Annotated in this window: 17 protein-coding genes and 1 pseudogene; 10 read left to right on the top strand and 8 right to left on the bottom strand. The window is 68.1% G+C overall.

The features are described 5' to 3' along the window. Positions 1-163: 163 nt before the first annotated feature. On the top strand, positions 164-391 hold the full coding sequence (locus ACH45N_RS08865; protein WP_397393027.1) for a hypothetical protein: 228 nt from the start codon (positions 164-166) through the stop codon (positions 389-391). A 119-nt stretch (positions 392-510) separates the two neighbouring features. Here the strand turns inward: ACH45N_RS08865 and ACH45N_RS08860 are convergent, their stop codons facing one another. Together ACH45N_RS08860 and ACH45N_RS08855 are read right to left on the bottom strand one after the other, a co-directional pair. Continuing rightward, positions 511-906: a cupin domain-containing protein gene (locus tag ACH45N_RS08860; protein WP_397393026.1), complete on the bottom strand. Its 396-nt coding sequence runs from the start codon at positions 904-906 to the stop codon at positions 511-513. Positions 907-950: 44 nt separating this feature from the next. Beyond that, the gene (locus tag ACH45N_RS08855; protein WP_397393025.1) at positions 951-1,337 is read right to left on the bottom strand and encodes a hypothetical protein; all 387 of its coding nucleotides are present in this window, start codon (positions 1,335-1,337) and stop codon (positions 951-953) included. Between the two features lie 42 nt (positions 1,338-1,379). Between ACH45N_RS08855 and ACH45N_RS08850 the strand changes: the two genes are divergently transcribed. The 6 genes from ACH45N_RS08850 (at position 1,380) to ACH45N_RS08825 (ending at position 5,896) form a co-directional block, all read left to right on the top strand. After that, positions 1,380-2,195, top strand: coding sequence for a hypothetical protein (locus ACH45N_RS08850; protein WP_397393024.1), 816 nt, complete (start codon positions 1,380-1,382; stop codon positions 2,193-2,195). A 1-nt stretch (position 2,196) separates the two neighbouring features. After that, a complete protein-coding gene (locus tag ACH45N_RS08845; protein WP_397393023.1) occupies positions 2,197-2,532 on the top strand; it encodes a hypothetical protein in 336 nt (111 codons plus the stop codon). 155 nt (positions 2,533-2,687) lie between these two features. Beyond that, a complete protein-coding gene (locus tag ACH45N_RS08840; RefSeq protein ID WP_397393022.1) occupies positions 2,688-3,674 on the top strand; it encodes a DUF1990 family protein in 987 nt (328 codons plus the stop codon). Beyond that, a complete protein-coding gene (locus ACH45N_RS08835; RefSeq protein ID WP_397393021.1) occupies positions 3,674-4,357 on the top strand; it encodes a hypothetical protein in 684 nt (227 codons plus the stop codon). Before ACH45N_RS08840 ends, ACH45N_RS08835 begins: the two co-directional genes overlap by 1 nt. 100 nt (positions 4,358-4,457) lie before the next feature. After that, positions 4,458-4,955, top strand: coding sequence for a hypothetical protein (locus ACH45N_RS08830; RefSeq protein ID WP_397393020.1), 498 nt, complete (start codon positions 4,458-4,460; stop codon positions 4,953-4,955). A gap of 188 nt (positions 4,956-5,143) precedes the next feature. Beyond that, positions 5,144-5,896 carry a hypothetical protein gene (locus ACH45N_RS08825; protein WP_397393019.1) on the top strand — a complete coding sequence of 251 codons (753 nt, stop codon included), beginning with the start codon at positions 5,144-5,146 and terminating at the stop codon, positions 5,894-5,896. A 33-nt stretch (positions 5,897-5,929) separates the two neighbouring features. Here ACH45N_RS08825 and ACH45N_RS08820 read toward each other — a convergent pair whose 3' ends face one another. The 3 genes from ACH45N_RS08820 to ACH45N_RS08810 are packed head-to-tail and all read right to left on the bottom strand — an operon-like array spanning position 5,930 to position 7,843. Next, entirely contained in the window at positions 5,930-6,553 is a 624-nt protein-coding gene (locus ACH45N_RS08820; RefSeq protein WP_397393018.1) for a histidine phosphatase family protein, read from the bottom strand. A 10-nt stretch (positions 6,554-6,563) separates the two neighbouring features. Beyond that, positions 6,564-7,100, bottom strand: a complete 537-nt coding sequence (locus ACH45N_RS08815; protein WP_397393017.1) for a flavoprotein — start codon at positions 7,098-7,100, stop codon at positions 6,564-6,566. A gap of 17 nt (positions 7,101-7,117) precedes the next feature. Then, positions 7,118-7,843, bottom strand: a complete 726-nt coding sequence (locus ACH45N_RS08810) for a DUF2625 family protein (RefSeq protein WP_397393016.1) — start codon at positions 7,841-7,843, stop codon at positions 7,118-7,120. A gap of 90 nt (positions 7,844-7,933) precedes the next feature. Here ACH45N_RS08810 and ACH45N_RS08805 point away from each other — a divergent pair, with 90 nt between their 5' ends. Then, positions 7,934-9,124 carry an MFS transporter gene (locus ACH45N_RS08805; RefSeq protein ID WP_397393015.1) on the top strand — a complete coding sequence of 397 codons (1,191 nt, stop codon included), beginning with the start codon at positions 7,934-7,936 and terminating at the stop codon, positions 9,122-9,124. A 27-nt stretch (positions 9,125-9,151) separates the two neighbouring features. Beyond that, positions 9,152-10,198, top strand: coding sequence for a MerR family transcriptional regulator (locus ACH45N_RS08800; RefSeq protein WP_397393014.1), 1,047 nt, complete (start codon positions 9,152-9,154; stop codon positions 10,196-10,198). A gap of 340 nt (positions 10,199-10,538) precedes the next feature. On the opposite strand, the gene ACH45N_RS08795 is transcribed toward ACH45N_RS08800, so the two are convergent. Continuing rightward, entirely contained in the window at positions 10,539-10,832 is a 294-nt protein-coding gene (locus ACH45N_RS08795) for an Imm53 family immunity protein (protein ID WP_397393013.1), read from the bottom strand. Positions 10,833-11,073: 241 nt separating this feature from the next. On the opposite strand from ACH45N_RS08795, the pseudogene ACH45N_RS08790 reads away from it, so the two are divergent. Further along, positions 11,074-11,771 (top strand): annotated as a pseudogene (locus ACH45N_RS08790) (transposase family protein); the annotation flags it as partial. 12 nt (positions 11,772-11,783) lie between these two features. Here the strand turns inward: ACH45N_RS08790 and ACH45N_RS08785 are convergent. Both ACH45N_RS08785 and ACH45N_RS08780 read right to left on the bottom strand, forming a co-directional pair. Beyond that, positions 11,784-12,422: a T6SS immunity protein Tdi1 domain-containing protein gene (locus ACH45N_RS08785; protein WP_397393012.1), complete on the bottom strand. Its 639-nt coding sequence runs from the start codon at positions 12,420-12,422 to the stop codon at positions 11,784-11,786. A 9-nt stretch (positions 12,423-12,431) separates the two neighbouring features. After that, positions 12,432-19,424, bottom strand: coding sequence for a polymorphic toxin-type HINT domain-containing protein (locus ACH45N_RS08780; protein ID WP_397393011.1), 6,993 nt, complete (start codon positions 19,422-19,424; stop codon positions 12,432-12,434). Positions 19,425-19,468: the final 44 nt, after the last annotated feature.

Here is a 19,468-nt window from a genome sequence, read left to right as displayed (position 1 = left end):
TAGTGGGGGACGTCGCGGCGTCGGCCCGGACGCAACGGGACTTTGGTCCCTGGCGGGACGGCCGTCGCCCGGCGACGCTGGATCAGTTGCTCACCGCGACCACGGTGAGGAAGAGACCACCGACCGACGGGACCGAGGCATGAACCGTGCGTGGAAGGCCGCGATGGAGCTGCTCGACACCAGCACCATCCGGCGTGATGACCCGGCCACCGCTTTCGACGTCGCGCACCCCGCGACGACGGGTCCATGGCCTGACGGCCCCGGATCCATGGTGGCCGGCGGGGATTACGCGGTCCGTCGGATCATCGAGGAGCTGGCACGCGCGAGGTCGTTGGCCGACCAGCTGGCCAGCCGGCTGGCGCGGGCTGCCACGCCGTCGACGCACGCCTGAGGTCGTCGCACGCCTAGCCCTGGGAGACCGCCAGGTTGGCGGCGAGCCAGCCGTTCGTGTTCCCGCAGTCGAAGTACCGGCCGCGCACGGGGTGGATCAGCGTGTCGTGGTCCTTCTGCTTACTCGACCGCAGTGCTGTTCTCTTCGTGGTTCTCAGACCGAACGCGGGCACCGGTGACGACCTTGTCGTTGACGGCGGGGCCACGGATGGTCAGACCTCGTGCCGGGTGTTGGACGGCGAGGAGAGCATGGGAGACGCCCGCGCCGACGGTCACCGCTTCCCCTGCTGCGACGGTGATCCGCGATCCATCGATCTCCAGGTCGATGGCGCCCTCCAGCACCACATAGACCTCGTCGCTCGTCCGGTGGAGGTGGGTTCCGTCGTCGCCGAATGGTTCGTCAACGCGCCAGTGCAAGACCTGGATCCGATCCGAGCAGAAACCGTCGTCAGACGGCGGCCGCGGGCCGGCGATCACCGTCAGCCGGCCCTCCAGCGAGATCCTGCTGAATGACATCGGGGCAGTCTGCCAGGTGCCGACGTGCCCGAACAGGAATGGGCCTATGGCCGAACAATCGAGCTATCGTCGCTCACCCATGCGACGGCGACCCCATACTTTTCGGCCAGCGCCGCGAAGACTCGGCGAGCTTCCTTCACCTGGCTCCAGGCGAATGCTACGTAGACCAATGAAGTGCCAATCGCGTAGCTGCTCGTACGGCTCTTGAGCTCGGGATCATCTCGAATCGCCTCCTCTGTTGGCGCGCCGGGGCCGTTCATGGGCGGGAAGACCTGGGCGAGGTCGCGATAGAACGCCTGCAGGTCGGCCGTCGTGACACCCACGTCGGAGTAGGAGTGGTCCTCGGTCCATTCGGACTGGGCGTCCCACCACTCTGAGAAGCCCTCGTCGGTGACGCAGCCCGGGTCGAAGGCGAAGATGTCGTAGCTCATGGCGCGCAACGGAGCCGATCAGCCCCTGTGGGAGACTCCCCCGTGCGCTACGTGACCATGGAGTCGTCAGACGGCGGGACGACGACTGACATTCGTCCCTACCTCGAGTGGCTCAGCAAGCTCGCCGACGAACTGCCTCCCGGCGCGCGGTCCTTCGCGCTCGACCCGGAGCACTACGACTTCTCCCACGGGTGGAGCCCGCGCAGCGCATCGTTCGACCGGATGTCCACCCGGTCCACCGACGACGGCGTCGAGGTCACCCTGGTCCTGGCGGCCTGGGGCGGCGCACCGCCGGAGTTCGTCGTGCGGTACCACGGCGTGTCCCACGTCGAGATGGACGGCGTCCACGGCGGTCGTCCGCGATCAGGCCTCCTGGTCGACGAGCTACTGCCGCATGCCGACGGCGTGAGCCACGAGCTGGAGTTCACCGACCGCACCATCACGGTGGTCGCGCGCGACCTGACGGCGGGCTGGCGCGGCAAGGCCGGACCGGAGAGCCCTCGTGATCCTGGCGACGCAGCCGAGGTGACCCTCGCGACGCTGGTCTGGCATCTACAGCATCGACGACGGATGTTCGTCTCCGATGACTCGTTCGCCACGCTCGCCGCGTTCCTCGGTGGGTTCGACTGGGCGCGAGAGCGACTCTTGCGCGACTTCTCGTCGTGGCTCAGCGACCGGCTCGGGGTCAGCGGTGCCAATGTCGTCTGGGAGCACCACATCGTGCAGGCGGTCGTGGCGTCCGACCGGCAGAACGTCCGGCAGCGTGACCTGACGGCGGAGGAAGACACCGCTGCGTGCGCGCTCGCCCTGAACCTGCTCGGCACGTATCTCGCCGAACACGGCGACGTCGCGGAGTGACATGGGCGCGTTCAACTCGCTCGACCTTACGATCGCCTGCCCGTCCTGCCAGGTGGTCGCGCCACGCGAGATCCAGTTCCGGTACGGCGCGGTGTGGCAGTACCGCTATGAACTAGGCGACGTCCTGCGCTGGGACCGCAACGGTGTCGGCGACCCCGCCGCGTCCGACGTCGTCGTCGACGCCTGGCTGTGCGAGTGCCCGGGCTGCGACCACGACGACCGGATCGCCCTCTACGTGCGGGAGAACGTCCTGGTCGGGGCCGGTCCTGTCGACGACGTGCCACAGCTCGCGGAGCTTGAGTGGCTTTCGCTGCCGCTGGAGGCACCACCCTCGTGACATCGCGCGACTAATCGTCCCGCCCGGTCGGCGGAGCCGGCCAAGCCGGACAAACATCACGGCAGTCCCGAACTATGTTCCGAAGTCCTGGCGAAGTACCTCCGCATGGGCAGCGCTCCAACGTCCTGCGATCGCAGTGCGGAAGGATGTGCGGCGTGGGCAGAACTGCAGAAGAGGACGACGCGCGCTGGCTCGTCGTGACGGACGGCGCTGCACGGACAACGGTTGAGGTCGCGATCCGAAGCGCGCTGACAACACAGCGCGACCGATTGACGCGCCTCGAGGTCGATGTCGCCTCCGACGCCGACTGGCCCGCGGACCTTCGCGCAACCGTCCAGCTCGCAGAACGCCGCCTCGCGGCGAACCCACGCAGCGACATCTCGCTCACGCTCGACCCACGCGACGACGAGGACTTTGAGATCGCTCTGGCGCTCGCACCGTGCAGCATCGGCTGTACGGGGATCGGCACAAGCGGGAAGCCCATCTGGGACGCGAACGACACGGGCACGAGTGCGGCCTTTGCCCTCAGCGCTGCGGAGGAGCACGTCGTGCGGACCGCCATCACCGATGCTGGCGGCAACCCCGATGACCTTGTCGGGCTCGTCGAATACCACCTCGGCCGACGCATCCGCAGCTACTCCGTCGCGGGCGCCACGACGCCCGCCACGGAACAGTGGCGCCCACCCGCCGGATGGCGGGCGTACGAGCACACTGTCCAGCTCGGCTCCGGGGACGACCTCTGGGACGCGGCCTCGGCGGCAGTCCTGTCCTGGGGCATCAAGACCCGAAGCGGCTTCGCCGTCGACCCGCCGCTCGAACCGGGGCGTCCGGCACGTCCGGGAGAGCGCTTCTGGCTCATCGCCCGAATCGGCGTCATTCGGGTGCGGGAGCCCGTCGAGATCGTCACGACGGTCTTGACCGACCGTCGCGCCGCCCTCGCCTACGGCACCCTGAGGGGCCACCCCGTCTCGGGGCAGGAAGCGTTCATCGTCCACCGGGACGACGGCGGGAACGTGAGCCCGACGCTCCGCTCCCTCACGCGCGCCGGCCGGGGTGTCTGGCGTGCTGCGTTCCCGCTGATCCTGGTTGCTCAGCATGTCTACCGACGGCGGTACCTGCGCGCGCTGCTACCTCGTGTGTGATGACCATGCTCTGGGAACTGGGCTGGTGGTGGGCCCGGACATCGGCGCGTGCCCACGGAGTCGTGGCGGGCCTGCGCGGGTTCCGTATGCCGCAGCCGGACGAGTCATGGGACTGGCTCACTGAGACCTGGGCACGGCGCGCCGGCGACGCGCTCCCGCTGTCCTGGTCCGTGCGTTCCCATCTCGCCGAGCGTTGGGTCCGCTTTCACAGCCTCCCCGACTCCCAGCGATACGCCGGTTGCGAGGACGAGTACGAGATTCTCCTCGACCGTCACTTCCAGGTACTGGCCGCGCTGAGGGACGACGACGACAGCGACCTCGTCGCGATCCATCTGAGGTGTGACGCGGAGGGGCGGTTCAGCGCCGAAGCCGAGTTCCGAAAGGTCGCCGCGGAGTGGGCGCTCTGGCGCACGTTCGAGTCCGAGGTGGACGGCGACCCGGACGTCGCACTCCAGCAGTACGCCTTCGTCCAGCGACTTCCCCTCGCGCGCGAGGTGCTCGATCCGCTCCTGCGGCGGACGGCCGACGGTGTCGATGCCACCGTGTTCACGAACGAGGCAGTCGACTGGATCTACGCACCGTACGACGGCGGAGCCGACGTGATCGCCCCGACTTTGGCGGACCGGGACCACTTGCGCGAGGAGTACGCCGACTGGCTTTCCATCCATCCGACAGGGCTGTGAGCATCCAGCAGTCACGTCCTTGGCAGGCACCTCAACGACTCGGCCGCTCAACGGGCAACCGGCCGCAGCCGTGTCACAGCCCGCCGCTATGGTGTCGGCCATGCCCGTACCGGACGTTATCCCGATCGCCTACAAGCCGGACTACCGCACCGACACGATCGGCCGGTTCGAGGGCGGCCAGTTCTTGGCGTGTGTCACGTCGGCGTTTCGCGAGGGCCGTACCCAAGCGTGGGGGCCGTGGGAAGAGCACAAGCACATCTTCGCCGTCCTGCACACGTTCGACGCCGTGGGGAGACACCTCGGCTCGGACATCTGGCGTTCGGGGACCTACAGCGAACAACGCCGGTTGCAGGAAACGTCGCCCGGCGACGACCCTGTGACCCGAGCGTATGCGCGACTCGACCAGCTTCTTGAGGCACTCCCCGGGCGTGAGTACGCGGACATCGCGATCCGCCCGTTCCTGGTCGAGTTCGACCAGGCCCGCTTCGGGCTGGTGATCGAGCAGCACGGCGAGGACGAGACCGAGGACAACTGGGCCGAGCTCTACCCGAACCAGCTCGGATTCTCCGAGCCGTGGGACGGCAACTACGACACGTGACATCGATGTCGTACCGGGCGGCTCGGTACATCCAGCAGGTCGACAGCACGCCAGAACTGCACAGTAACCTCGCTCCCCGACTTCTGAATGACTTCAGCGGTCCTACCGTCACTCCACCTTGACCAGCACTCCGCCGTTGCGACAGCGTTTGTTCCCCGGACTCCGAGACGGTCAGATCGGTAAATCAAATGGACAGACTTGCTCGGAGCGGCCTCGCGGTACTCGTCCTCGGGGTTTCCGCCAACCTTGCTCTCGCCTTTGCGCCGGGTGCGATTCCCGCGCCCGCGGCGACAGTGATCGCCTATTGCATGGCCGGGGTTGTCGTCGTCCTGACACCGGTCTGGGTGTACCGAGAACTCGTCGTCGCACGACGACGAATGCGCGGCATCGACTACGTGGGCGACGGCCGAAACAGGCAGGCGGAGTACGACACAGTATGGCGTGGCGCCAAGCATCATCTCCTCGCACTTGGCGTCGGCATCACCACTTTGTCCCGCGACGAACGGCTGCTGAGAGAGACTGTCCGCCGAGGTGTGCAGGTCGACGTCGTGATGATCGACCCAGACTGGCTGAACAGCAATCCACCGATCGCCGCAATGCTCGACGACGCCTATCAACACGAAGGCTTCTCGGCACAGACAAAGGCGTCGCTGCACCGCGCACAAGAACTAGCGGCACGACTCAACAAGGAGGTCGGCAAGGAACTCGTTCGCGTCCGCACCTACCAGTCGTGGCCCGCCTTCAGCATCACGATCGCCGACTGCAGGTCCGACCAACCCGTCGGATTCGTGGAGTTCCATCTCTACCACCACCTCCGCCGTGTAGGTCTGGGCATCACGGACTACCGATCTGATGACACGAGGCAGTCCTTCCTCGTCGACGTCCTCGATTCGGTCGACGCACTCGTCGGAGAACCGCTGGGGTACCCCGCAGAGGCGTAAGGCCCGAGCCGCCTCACGAAGAACGTCAGCCGGTCACCACTGCAGGGGCGATCCGCCAGCGGTCAACCCGGCCACTCCGCCCCACCTGCCCCCGTCCCACTCGACAAGGAACGGCTCAGCATGAGGCAACGGCGCACCCCACACCGACGCCCCGAGCCCGCACAGCTGGCTCAGCACGAGCGTGAGGCTGCCGACATGACCGACGACGGCGACCGTCTCACCGGAGTGCCGTTCGGCCATGCGCCGGAAGGCAGCCGTCGTCCGGTCGAGGACCTCGTGGCCGGTCTCGCCGTCGGCCACCCGCTCGTCGAGGTCGCCGTCGACGACCCAGGAGCGAAGCACCTCAGTGGTTCGCGCTCGAACAGCCGGGTCGCCGCTGCCCTCCTCCCGGCCGATCCCCATCTCGACCAGCCCGGGCACACCCAAGACCGGAAGGCCGTGTGCAGCGGCCAGCGGCTCCGCAGTCTCACACGCCCGGACGGTGGCGCTGGCGTACACCGCCCGGATGGGCTCGCCCGCCAGCGCTCTCGCGACGCGGACGGACTGCTCGTGTCCCCGCTCGGTCAGTGGTGCGTTCGGTAGCGCGCCCGCGAGCGCAGCGGTGACGTTCTCGGACTCCGCGTGCCGTAGACACCACACTCTGACTTGGGTGTTCATGCTGCGGATCCTAGGATCCAGACGGTCGGGACACCGTCGCGAGGATCTCGTCCCACGGAAAGTCGTCCGCAGCGCCGTCGCCCGGCTCGTGCGGCTCGCTCGGGCCGATCACGACGTACACGCCCCACTCCTTGAGGGTGGTCAAACTCCCCTGATAGGTCGGGTGGGCGGCGAACCTGACGTTGGCGTAGGGAGCCGCGGTGATCGGGATCCCCCGGCCGACTTGTTCGGCGAGGCGAGTCAGGACGTAGGTGTCCGCAATGCCGAGCGCCCACTTGGTGATCGTGTTGTAGGTCGCCGGTGCCACGATCACGGCGTCCGGATCGGGCAGCGAGTAGCCGACCGCCGTGTGGAAGTCCGTCCGCACCGGGCGTCCCGTGGCCTCCGCGATCTGGTGCATCGTCTCGGGAAAGGTGCGCTGGGCTTGCTCGGTGGCCAGGACGTACACGTCCCAGCCCTGTTCGGCGGCCAGCGGCAGAAGCCGGGACGGCACCTGCCGGGTCGCTCCGGCAGCCGTCACCACGACGTACAGCACGCCCAGACTCATGGCGCGAGGCTATTGGGTCAGCCGAACGTCCCCAACGCCCCGACATCAACCCCGTCGATCTGCTCAGCCGTAGCCCGCGCCATCCCGACCAGCTCCGACATCGGCACCACAGCCCGGGTCGTCGCCCCCAGGTCGACGTGCGCCTCCTTGGACCACAGCGGCGGGTAGAAGTTCAGCCCGCTGTCCCCGCTCAGGCCGCGGGTCTCGGCGTCCCAGCCGTCCCACCGCAGGCCCTCCGTGAAGTCGGCCAGCCCGCCGTCGAGCACCCACGCGAGCCACGCCGCGTAACCGGCTTCCAGCGACTCCCACTGGAGCGTGTCCGGGGCCAGATAGGTCATCTCGCCGGGACTTCCCGGCCTCCCGACCGATCCGGGGTGCGGCCCGTTGAGCACGTACGTCCCGCCGAGCACGTCGTGCGCGACGACGAGCCCGTGCGCCACGTACCAGGAGGCCTCGGGCACGAGCGGGAACTCGTTGACCGCGGCCAGCCCCGACAGGCCAGTGTCACCGCCAGGACTCCCGTACACCCGCAGCCACCCGTGATCGATCAGGAGCCCACCGGTGTGCACGACGACGGCGCCCAGGTACGACGCCGTCGTCACCTGGAGCTGTTCGAGCGTCCGGCGGCTGGTCGCGTCGTCCGGGGCGAGGACCTCGACGGACACCGCCGCCTCGTCGACGAGTTTTTGCAGCCCCGGCCAGGCGGGACGCGGCGTCGCGGTCAGGTTCTCGAACAGTCGCACACTCGATCGTAGTCCGACGCAGACGGCCCCGAGCCCACGACAAACGCGGCCGTTGACCCTCGACCCGCTCGACCCCGCAGGCTCCCGGCCATGCCCACCAAACTCCCCCGCGCCTGGCTCGCCTTCCTCGCCGCGAGCACCCTCAGCCAGCTCGGCAGCACCGTCCTCTGGTTCGCCCTCGGCTGGGCCGCGGCGTCGCACGGCGGCCAGGTCGCGGCGCTCGTCCTGACGGCGTCCGGCCTGCCGCGGCTGCTCCTGGTGCTGGTGGGCGGCTCGGTCGCGGACCGGGTCGGCGCCCGACGCCTCCTCCTGTGCACCGAGTCCACCATGGCCGCGGTCTGCCTGGCCCTCGCGGTCGCACTGCATTCCTCCGGGCCGACGCCGTGGCTCCTCGTCGCCGCCGCCCTCGCCTCCGGCGTGGTCTCGGCGTTCTCCCTGCCAGCCTCAGGCTCGATGCCCCGCCGCCTCGTGGACGACGCCGCGCTCCCCCACGCGATGGCCCTCCGCCAGGGCCTGAGCCAGGCGGTACTCCTCGCCGGCGCGCCGCTCGGCGGCGTCCTGGTCGCCACCGTCGGCCTGCCCGCGATCGCGGTGGCCGACGCGGCCGGCTTCGCCGTCGTCCTGATCGTCCTCGCGGTGATCCGGCCCGCGCGCAGTATCGGCCCCTCCGCCGAGCCGTTCTGGCGCTCCCTGTCCGACGGCGCCCGCGTGGTCACCAGGACGCGCGGCCTCGCGGCGGCGCTCGTGCTGACGGGTGCCGTGGCCGCCGCCGTGCTGCCGGTGTCGTCGCTGCTCGTGCCCCTGCTCGGGCAGGCGTCCGGGTGGGGCGCCGGGGCCACGGGCGTGGTCGTCGCCGCGCAGGCGGCGGGGTCGATCGGCGCCGCGCTCGTCGTCGCCCGGACCGGGACGGCGCGACGGACCGGGCGGGCCGTGGCGCTGGGACTGGCGGCGACGTCGGCCGGCGTGGCGTTGCTCGCCGCCACGAGTGCACCGGCCCTGGTGGCGGGCGCGGCCGTCGTCGTCGGGGCGGGGACGGGCGTCGCCGTCGCGCACCTGGCGCCGTTCGTGCTGGGCAGCGCACCGCGCACCCACCTGGCCCGGGTCCAGGCCTGGACCGCGCTGGCGCAGCTCGCGCCGATCGTGGTCTCGAACAATCTGCTCGGGGCGCTCGCGGAGCGGGTCTCCCCCGGGGTCGCTCTGAACTGCTGCGCCGTCGTGCTCGGGGTGTGCGCCGTGGCCGCGACCCGGCTCCGCGCGCGTCGTGAACCCGCTGGACCCTGAAGTGGGTCGAGGGTCGATGCTGTACCCGTGCACCCCGCCACGATGCTGACCGTCGGCGCGTTCTCGCGCGCCTCGGGCCTGCCCGTCAGCGCCCTCCGCTACTACGACGCCGCCGGCCTGCTCCGCCCCGCGCGCGTGGACCCGGCCACGGGCTACCGCTGGTACGCGCCCGACCAGGTGGAACGCGGCAGGCTGGTCGCCCGGATGCGTCAGACGGGCATGCCGGTCGCCGACATCTGCCGCGTCATCACGAGCGACGCCGTCACGGCGCGTCGGGTCGTCGACGCGCACCAGCGCCGCCTGGAGGCCGAGCTTGCCACGGCGTCCGCCCACCTCGCCGCCGTGCGCGAACTGCTGGCGGCGACGACCACACTCACGGTCGACGACGCCGCGCTGCATGCCGCGCTCCGCGCCGTCCGGCATGCCGTGGGGGACGACGCCGGCTGGCCGGCGCTGCGCGGCGTGCTCTTCGACGTCGACGACTCCGGTTTGCGGCTCGTCGCCACGGACCGGCACCGGATGGCTGTCGCGGGTGTGCCGGTGGTCGATGGGTCGGGACCGCCGGTGCGTGTCATCGTGCCGGTCGCGGTCGTGGACGCGTTCCTGGAGCGGGCGGAGACGGCGCGGATCGACGTGACGCTGGCCGCGCACCGGATCACGCTCGGCGGCGTCGACGGCACGCCGATCGATGCGCTGTACCCCGACGACCAGGCCGTCCTCGCGGCACACGGGTCCTGGCCGGGGAGTTCCCGGGGTGAGCCTGGCGGCGTGACCGTGCCGGCGCCGGACCTCCTGGAACGGGTCCTGCGGTCCGACGTCGGGAGCGAGACGCACGGCGGACGGCGCGACGACCTGGTGCTGATCAGCCTCGACCCCGCCGAGGTCCGGGTGGGCGACGCGCCGGGCACCGTCGCCTTCGACCGGGCGTACCTCGCCGACGCCGTCCGCTCGTTCGGCGACGCCGATCTGCTGCTCACGGTCGGCGAGCGCGACGCGATGCGCCTCGCGGCGGTGCACGGGCCGGACGCCGTTGTGCTCCTCATGTCGGTGCGCCGGGACAGCTGGGCCGCTTGAGCCAGATAGGCCCCAGGCTCGTCGCTGTCGCTCGCATGCGCCAAGCCGGCATGCCAGCGGCCGGGATCGGCCACCACATTGCGGCCGATCCCGTCACCGTCCGCCGGATCGTCGCCGGTCGCAGGGGCAACCACTTGCCTCGCCGACGCACGGGGCCCGGTAAGCAACCACGAACGTCATGCCCGACTCGAGTGAGCTGCGTTCTCCACTCCTTATGCCGGCGCGACTCGCCCGCCGCGGCCTGACCAAGCGACTTCTACGATGCAAGCTCTCGCGGCTCGACAAGTTGCACGGGCCAACCAAGGCATGAACAGCGGATAGTAATGGACCACCTTATATCTCACTCCAAGTTGCGACCGGCAAACTCAAGAAACGCGGCAACGCCACGGTCAAGGGACCTCGGGCCGCAACCAATACCAAACACTTTTCCGTCACAGTCGATACGCAACCATTCTCCATAGGGGAACTCCTCATAGGAAGTAATAGTGCTACCTGCGATCGGCGTACCGACGATATCGACCGAGACAACCCATTCAGGGTTGTCTACAGTGTCGACCTTGACCCCAAACGAGTGCTCCCAGTCGCCATCACACTGAAGCGCATACCATTCCTGAAGTTCATTCAAGCGTGTCATGAATTCTCCGTGGAATCTCCCAGGACTCGGGCGGCCGCGCCAACCTGCCAGGCATGTTTACATGCGGCGTAGGAATCGACTGTCCGGTCTTCTTGTCAAAATGTGGTTTTCCCTTAAGATCCTGAATGGTTACAATGAGGTTTTCTCGCCTCGTTCCTCGGCGCGATGATGCGTCGTTGAGGATGGGTTGACCACGGGAGGTCGACACGCAGGGCCGTGACCTGCGGGTTCACGGTGTGTCGCGGTCAGGACGCGGGGTCCTGACCGGAAGGATCAGCGCGCAGCGACCGCCCGCACGCAAGCGCTGCTGGTATTGCGCTGGTTCAAGGACGCGACCAAGCTGCGGATCCTGGCCCTGGACGCCGGCATCTCGACCGCGACCGCGTACCGGTACCTGCACGAAGCAATCGACGTGATCGCGGACCGGGCGCCGACTGGCCGCACCTGTGTCTGGACGGCACGCTGATCCCGACCACGAAGGTCGCCGCCGCCGGAGCCGGGGCCGCGGACCTGTGGTAGTCGGGCAAGCACGCTCAGCACGGCGGGAACCTACAGGTCCTGACCGGTCCGGACGGGTATCCCGAGTGGGTCAGCCCGGTCGAGCCCGGCACGGTCAACGACATCGTCACCGCCCGTGCCCACGTCCTCCCGTTCCTGTATCCCGCCGCCGCGGCGGGACTGCCCACCCTGTGCGACAAGGGTTACGAGGGCGCCGGGATCGGCATCATCGTGCCGTTCAAGGGGACCAACCTGAACGCCGACGTGGTCAGCCGCAACGCCGCGATCAACACACTACGAGCACCGGCAGAACGTGCCAACGCTCTACTCAAGGCGACCTGGCCCGTCCTGCGCCGCATCACGCTGGACCCCTGGCGAATCACCGAGATCGCCGCCGCCGCACTCGTCCTGCTCCACCTCCAACGACCCATCACCGAATGAGGCGAGAAAACCTCAATCCAGCGGGCCAGCGATCTCGTTCACAGAAGTGCCTGGGGGCAGGTTGCGCGTCCCGTTGCGAAGCTGTCCGCAGATCGACCAGTAGACATCGATATCGCTCACCTCCAGATTCTCGACCACATCTTTTCCACCTAGGAACAGCGGCACACGGTAACCAACGCACTTGTCGTGGCTTAGCGGCTCGACATCAGGTTGCATGGCGATCCACTCCTGGAAGAAATTCCTCGCCAGAGCGGCGTCCGCGAAATCGATCAACTCTTCCTCATGAAACGTCAAGAATGTTACCGGGATCTCCAGCGCCTCGCCGGTCCCAGGCTCAAGTAGCACGACGAGTGGCTGACCGTCACTGGTTCGACTGAAGTCGAGCGCGAACTGCCTTCCAAGCCAGTCGAATCCGAAGGGAAATGCACGATTGCGAAACTCAGGAAACGCACCGCCGACAAAGTCCAGTGCACGTGCACCACTCGCACTGTTATGTACGCGATACAGGCCTCCCGCGAACGAAATCCCCGCGAACTCTCTGACGAAATCGACGTAGCCTTCAGTGCCGACCGCACTGTTGGCAAGCCATGGCGTGTTGTTGCTCTCTGAACTTTGATCCGGTACGTATGCGGATCGAAACCGATTGAACATCAAGCTCCCTCAACATATCGATACCGATGCCACACAGGTGCCGACTGGCACGCCGCGCAACTGGTGCATGATCTGCGCGCCGAGGCTCCGATTGACCGACAGGTTAAGCGGGCTCATGTTCGAAACCTCGTCGGCCCCACCGAGTTGAAGGTCGATCGTGTGGTCCACGTCTGACCCGCTCGGGACCGACTTGCCAGACCGACGGTACCGCGCGGAGGCGGACGTGCCAGACCGCTCCACAGTGGTCACCTTCAGATTCCCGGCGTCAGCAGCGTCCTGGAGCGCAGCGACCTTGTGGTCGGCAGCTGCTCGCTGGTCCGCGCTCCAGCCTTCCTTGTATCGGAGGTCCAAGCGGCAGCCGTCTGCGTTGTGAACAAGAGTCGGCTCCGCACTTTCATCTGCGGCCACATAGTAGGTGTGGTCAGTCGCGACGGTGAGGTTGTGGACTACCGCGTGCCGCTGCCCAACGTCGACCGCGATGACCTGTGTCCACGTACCAGCCGAAGTCTGGAGCCAGTCGCCCGCGGTCAGATCTATCGCATCGACCCATGCCTGGAGCCTCGGCACCCAAAACGGGTGCTCGCCAGTAGCTACGACCTCCTGCACGTCACCATCTGAGTCCCCGATACTGATCGTGACGAGGGTCTTGTCGCCCTCACCTCTGATCAGCGCAGTAACCGCACGTCCCCCCGTCGTCTCGCCGGTCGCCTCGTCCGCAGCAAGGACCTCGTCACCGAGCTCGATGTCCTCGATGGGCTTCTTGCTACCGTCCGTGAGCAGTACCAGCGTGCCCGGCACGAAGCTGTTGCAACTCGTTCGTCCTGCGTTCGCGACTTCGTCGATTTGGGCGATGACCTTGCGTGCCCACTTCTGCTTCTTGTAGAGCGACTGCGCCCCGTCGACGATCTTCCATGCCACCTTGATGGCCTTGAGCCCCTTGCCCCAGGGCGTGATACCCGCGATGAGCATTCCGCAGGCCATGACGTCCTTGTCCAGGCACCCCATGAAGTCGTTGTAGCCGACGAAGTCCTTCAGCAGTTCCCAGCCAAGCTCAAGAGCGACATCCACGACGGACTTGTCCTGGATCGCCTTCGCACGCGCGATCTCCTCCGCCGTCGGGCCCTGCGTGGCCGGGCCAGGGTCACCAGCATTGTCGGCTGAACCACCATCCGTCTGGTCGCCGCCTCCACCGCCACCAGAGTTGTCGCCGTCCCAGTCAGGGTTGGGCGTGACGTCGATGACGCCTCCGCCACCACCAATTCGACAGGTGTACTGCCCCGTGTTGCACTCCTCGTAGGCCAGACCGGAGGGGTCAGCAACAGCGACAGGATTGTTGTTGCCGTACGTGTACCCGTGGAGCTGCTGGGGATCGGTCAGGTCCATGATCGGGTCGAGGCTGATGAACCGGCCCAGATCCGGGTCGTACTCACGCGCCCCGACCGAGACCAGACCCGTGACGGCACGATCGTCGTAACCACCGACGAAGCCCCGCGAACTGGCCCAGCCGTCGGGCCCGACGCTTCCGGAACCTCGCTCGACGCCGAACGGCGTGGTCCGACGCTGGGCGATCGCCATGTTGGAGGCATCGATGGTCAGCTGGCCGGTCCCGTGGTGGTCGGCCAAGACGAACGTGACCTTGCCGCCGTCGTCGATCAGCGCGGTGTGCCCGCTACCGACGTCGATGTACCTGGTCGCCTTGGCCACCGTCGGGGTGACCGAGGAAACCGTGACCTCGGTGTGCCCGAGGTACAGGGTCGACTCGGTGACCTCTGCGCCGGCCTGGTTGGTCGTCGTGTTGCGGGCGATGAGCCGGTTGCCGTCGGCGTCGTAGATGTACTCGGCGCCCGTGCCGTCGGCGTTCTCGACGCTCTCGACCCGTCCGTCGGGGTTCCAGTTCAGGTTCTGTATGTCCCCGCCGATCTGGCGGCTGGTGGTCTGTCCCGTGCTGTCGTAGGTGTAGGTCTCCTGCGCGGTGACCGCGGGGTTGGAGCCGGAGGCGGCGATCTGCTCTGTCACACCGACCGCCGTGTGCGGCTGGGACGCGCTGTACTGATAGGTGCGGGTCGTCGCGGCCTGGCCCGGAGCGGTGTGCAAAATCTCCCGGGCGCGGGACCCGGACTTGTCATACGTGTACTCGTGCCAGTACTGCGCGACGGAACCACTGATCAGCCCAGCGTCGGCCGCTGCCTGCCCGGTGGCCTTGCATCCGGCTGCCGTCTGGGTCCATGCGTCGACCATGCGCCCGAGGTAGTCGTGGTCGAAGCACTGGACGTCGGTGCCCGTGCGCGAGACGTCTTCCAGCGAGGTGACGTTCCCGGCCTCGTCGTACCGGTAGGTCTCCGAGCGGTCGATACCCGGCTGGGAGAACCTGTCCGCGGTGAACTGGGTGAGGCGATCAGTCGCGTAGTCGTACGAGTAGTTGGCAGTGATCAGCTCGCCGACGCCGGCTCGCATCTCCATGCCGATCAGGCGACCCACGTGGTCGTACTTGACGCTGGACGTGATGCCGTTGGGGCCGAGCACCCCGGTGGTCTTGCCGGTGTCCGCGTCGAGATCGAACGCGACGTTCTGTCCCGGCAGGGAGCCGGCGGCCGGCAGGCCCATGCCTTCGAGGGAGCCGTCGACCGCGTAGTTGGCCACGGAAATATAGTTCCCCTGGAGCTTGCCCTCGACCGCGGGGATCTGGACGACGCTGCGCACGGCGCGGTACAGGTTGTCGTACTCCAAGACACGGTTGATGTACTTGTCGGTCCCCTCGTGCCGGATCGACTGCGCCAGGTACCCCTTGGCATTGGTCACCGTGTCGTAGATCCACGACGCCCGCAGGGCGCCCGTCGCGGTGCCCTCGCGCTGCTCGGTCTTGCGCCCGAGCCCGTCGTAGAGGTTGACCAGGGTCTGGTTCTCGGCGTCCGTGGTGGAGACCAGACGCCCGAAGTCGTCGAACGTGGTGGTCGTCGCCCCGGCATCAGGATCGACCGTCCTGGTCTGGCGGCCGCGCTGGTCGTAGGTGTAACCCCAGGTGTTGTTCGCGGCGTCGACCACGGTGGCCAGCTCGTCCCGCCCGGTGTACGTGTACCGGGTGCGGTCGTAGCCGGTGGTGTCGGTCGGGGCCGCGGACGCGCGGTCGTGGTGCTGTCGCAGCTCGGTCGTGCGCCCTCGCGCGTCGGTCACCGTGGTGGTGGCAGTGGCACCGACAGGCGGGACCGTGGTCGTCTTGTTCCCGTAGTAGATCGTGCGGGTGGCCGACTTGACGGCACCGCCGTCGCCGTCGCCCTCCATCAGGCGCGACAGGGTGGGGCGTCCGAGCCCGTCGTAGGTCGTGCGGACCTGGCCGTCGACCACCGCGGACGGGAACGGATCGAAGAGCTGGCCCCCGGTCGCGTCTGTCGTGTAGTAGGGGTTGTAGGTCCGCGAGACCAGGCCACGCGCGTCGTAGTGCACGTCCGACACGATCATCCCGGCCTTGCTGCCGGTGGTCGGGCCGGGCTGCTGCGTCTGGATCTGACGCAGCAGGCCGTCGTAGATGGCCCAGGAGGTGCGCTGGTCACCGTTGTGGTTGATGACGGTGGTCCCGACCGCGACGGGATTGGTCCCGTCCATCCGGTACGTGAACTCCGTCGACGGCGTCTGCGTGGTCAGCCGGTCGGGCAGCCACACCTTCGAGGTACGCCCGAGCGCGTCGTAGGTGACGTTGGTGGCCTTGGTGTTGACGTCGGTGACTATCGTGGGCGCTCCGCGGACCGGGTCCAGGACCGTGGTCGTGGTCAGGGCCGTGGCCGCGTTGCCCGCCGTCGCCGGCGGGGTGGTCTCCACCATCTGCGTGGCGAACCCAGTCGTCGGGGTGTAGGCCGTGGTCGACGTGTGGCCGTCCGAGCGGGCTGTCCGGGTCAGCGCCCCGTCGCCGTTCGATGGTGCGCTCAAGTTCGCCGAGACGTCCGTCAGGCTCAGGGGACGGCCGTAGGTGTCGAAGGTCGCCGAGGTCTCGACGTAGTGGCGTGTGCTGCCGTCAACCCGAGCCAGGTCGGCGGTGCGGGTGATCCTGCCCTGTGTGGGCGCCACGCCGTAGTTCTGGCCGTCGTAGGCGTACCTGACATCATTGATCATCTGCGCGGCGGTAGGAGTGGCGCCGCAACCGGCGGACCACGTCTGGTGCCTTGCCTGCAACCCGAGGATATTGTCGCCCGTGTTGGTCGCATACGTGGTGGTCGAGCAGAGATCGTCCGTGCTGATCGATGTGTCGCCCTGATCGGAGACCTGAGTGACGCGGCCGTAGTCCGGGTCATAGCTCGTATCGGTCTGCGTGGTCCGCCACGGGGCACCACCATCGTCCAACGACTGGAAGCCGGTGGTCCGGCTCGTCCCGGAGTGTCCCGCGCGGATGGTGCCCCAGTCGCGTGTACTGACCGCCGTCTGGTTCCACCGCGGCCGGTTCACGGTCTTGGAGACCACGTCTCCGCCCGCGCCGGTGTAGGTGGCGGTCTTGTAGGCAAACCCAGCCCAGTACGGCTGGTCGGTGATCGTGTCGCCTTCGCCCTCGTCCAGCGTCACGCTCTTGGACTTGGTCCCGCCCGAACCGTCGGCACGATCGCCGTGCATGCCGCGCAGGAACCAGTGGTCGGTCTGCGAGGCGGGCTTGCCGAACTCGCCGACAGTGACACGCACCTGCTCGTAGCCGCGCCAGTCCGACCAGGTCTTCTCCTTGGCCGGGATCATGCCCGTGGACTCGTCCCAGTGCCAGGCCGCATCACCCAGGTATTTGTACGCCGTGGTCGTGGCCACAGCCTGTCCCGTGCGGTCGACCGTCTGCACCGACTCCACCACGTACTTGTTGAACCAGTCGATGACCGGCTCCAGCTCCGGGCCGGGCTTGCGCTTGGTCGGGAAACAGCGGGTGGTGTTGGACTGCGGTACCGGCAGGTCATCCAAGGGGTTGCAGGCCGTGGCCGAGTAGGCGACGTTGACCTGGCCGCCGACCTCGTCGACGACCGTGGACAGTCGCATCTTGAAGAACGGGTCCAGGCCGTCCCCGTCCCGGTCCATCCGGTTCTGCATCGGCATGTAGGACAGGGTCACCGGCGGAGTACTCGCGCTCGCCGCTCCCGTCGGACCTGTGTGCCCGGTCCGTCTGATCGACTTGAGCAGCAGTTGGTAGGCCGAGCTGGAGGTACCCCACTCGTGGGTCAGCGCCCAGGAGTCGACGTCCTTCCAGGCGGACGACACATACACCTGCGCCTTGATGCCGGTCATGCGGTTCCTGGTCCAGAACGACGGCGAGGTGCGCCCGTTGTCGCAGGTGCCACCGGACACGCAGTTCAGGTCCCATGGCACGTCGTGCCAGCCGTTGGGCAGCGTGGCGATGTTGGTGCACTGCCCCGAACCGTCGCTCAGGCACCGCTCGCCGTAGGTGAAGCTCACTCGGCCAAGCGGCTGGGCCGCGCCGGTGCCCACGAGGTCGGTGCCCCGCAGGCCGTAGTCGATGCGCTCGAGCGTGCCGCCGCGGGTGTACTGGGTGGCCACCGCGGGGTCGCCGAGCTTGCCGTAGTAGTTGCTCTCCTTGGCGTAGTGGTACGTGATCTTGTTGCCCGCCACGTCCAGCGCGTAGTCCAAGTTCCAGCGCCACGCCTGGCTGCAGATCTTCCCGGTCGCGGTGTTGCAGGGCTCGCCGGTCTTGGAGCCGACGACCGGCACGGTCCAGGTGGAGTTGGTCACCGGGTCGCCCGTGGCCCACCCCGGCAGCCGGTGGTACCCGAAGAAGTACTGCGTGCCGTTTGGCTTGGTGACCTTCCAGTACTCGTTGTCGTTGTCACCGTTGGCGCGGGCGCTATCGGTCAGTTGCTCGATCTTGGTGCCGTCGTCGTTCTGCAGCTTCCAGGTGTTGGCCGCACCCGCCGGGACGAGCTCACCCGCGGCACCGTTGAACGAGATGAACGCGTTGTCGTAGTCCCAGCACTGGTCACCGATCGCACGCCCCGCGGCGTTCTTCACGTCGTCGAGCGCGCAGGACTTGTACTTGCGCTCGATGAAGCCGGGCCACAGGTCGAAGCCGTCGCCGACCAGCGAGCCCTGGTTGTTCGTCGTCGAAGTGCTGCCGTCCACCCCGCCCGAGGAGTACGACAACCCCAGCTCGGGAACGAACGACCCTGGGACGTCCGGCACCGTGATCGGATAGGACCAGGAGAACGATCCCGACCGCAGGTCGGTGGACCAGGTGTTCGACGGCGCCAGCGGCGTAGCCCCGAAGTTGCCGGACTCGCTCGACACGTCGGCGGCGAGCGCCAGCACTACCGGCGAACCGTCAGCCGGAACCCGAACGCCCTCCGCCAGGAGGGTGTCCTCAGCCGTGCGGTTCGAGGCAGCGACGGGCTCGCCGACCTGGCACTTTGCCTTCTCGGGGGTCTCCGCGGCGCACGCCGGCAGCTGCACCAGCGTGAGCCGCTGGTCCCAGGCTCCGCCGTGCAGGCCCGAAAAACCTGAGTAGTCCACCGCGAGGTCCACGAGGCTCGCCTCGCCGTCGTCCTCGGACTCCCCCGTCCGAGCGGTGGCCGCGTTCGCCGTACGCCCCTCCGCGGGCGCGGTCAGCGCGACGACGACGTCCGCCGACCCGTCGCGGACGCCCGCGTCCTGGGTGACGACCTCGACGTCGACCTCGTCGAGCCGCGGCCCGCCATGGTGGGCCACGCCGACGGGCAGACCACCAACTACCGTGGTCTCCGGCGAGCGCGCCCCGGCAGAAGCGACATCCACCAGCTCGGCGCCGCCGGAAGGCAGCTCGGCGGGACCGCGCTCAGGGACCGGCGTCTCCTTGATCGGCGACGGTTCCAGCGGGCCTGCGTCCTTGCCGTGCACGACGGGACCAGGGTCAGGTGCGCCGACTGCGTCGACGGTGTCCCCCGCCGCCGTGGTCGGCGCTGCCACCAGGCCGGCGGCCAGCAGCGCGCCTGAGAGCGTGAACGCGGCAACCTGCCATGCCCGCCGCTTGAACCCATACGACCGGACCGTCATCCCCGAGCTCCTCGTCCTCGCACCCGCTGCGATTGGATTCCTGC

Origin of the sequence: Promicromonospora sp. NPDC019610, assembly GCF_044389365.1 — a bacterium.
Lineage (GTDB): Bacteria > Actinomycetota > Actinomycetes > Actinomycetales > Cellulomonadaceae > Promicromonospora.
Note: the sequence above shows the minus strand (reverse complement) of the source record. Positions and strands in the feature narration are given on the sequence as shown.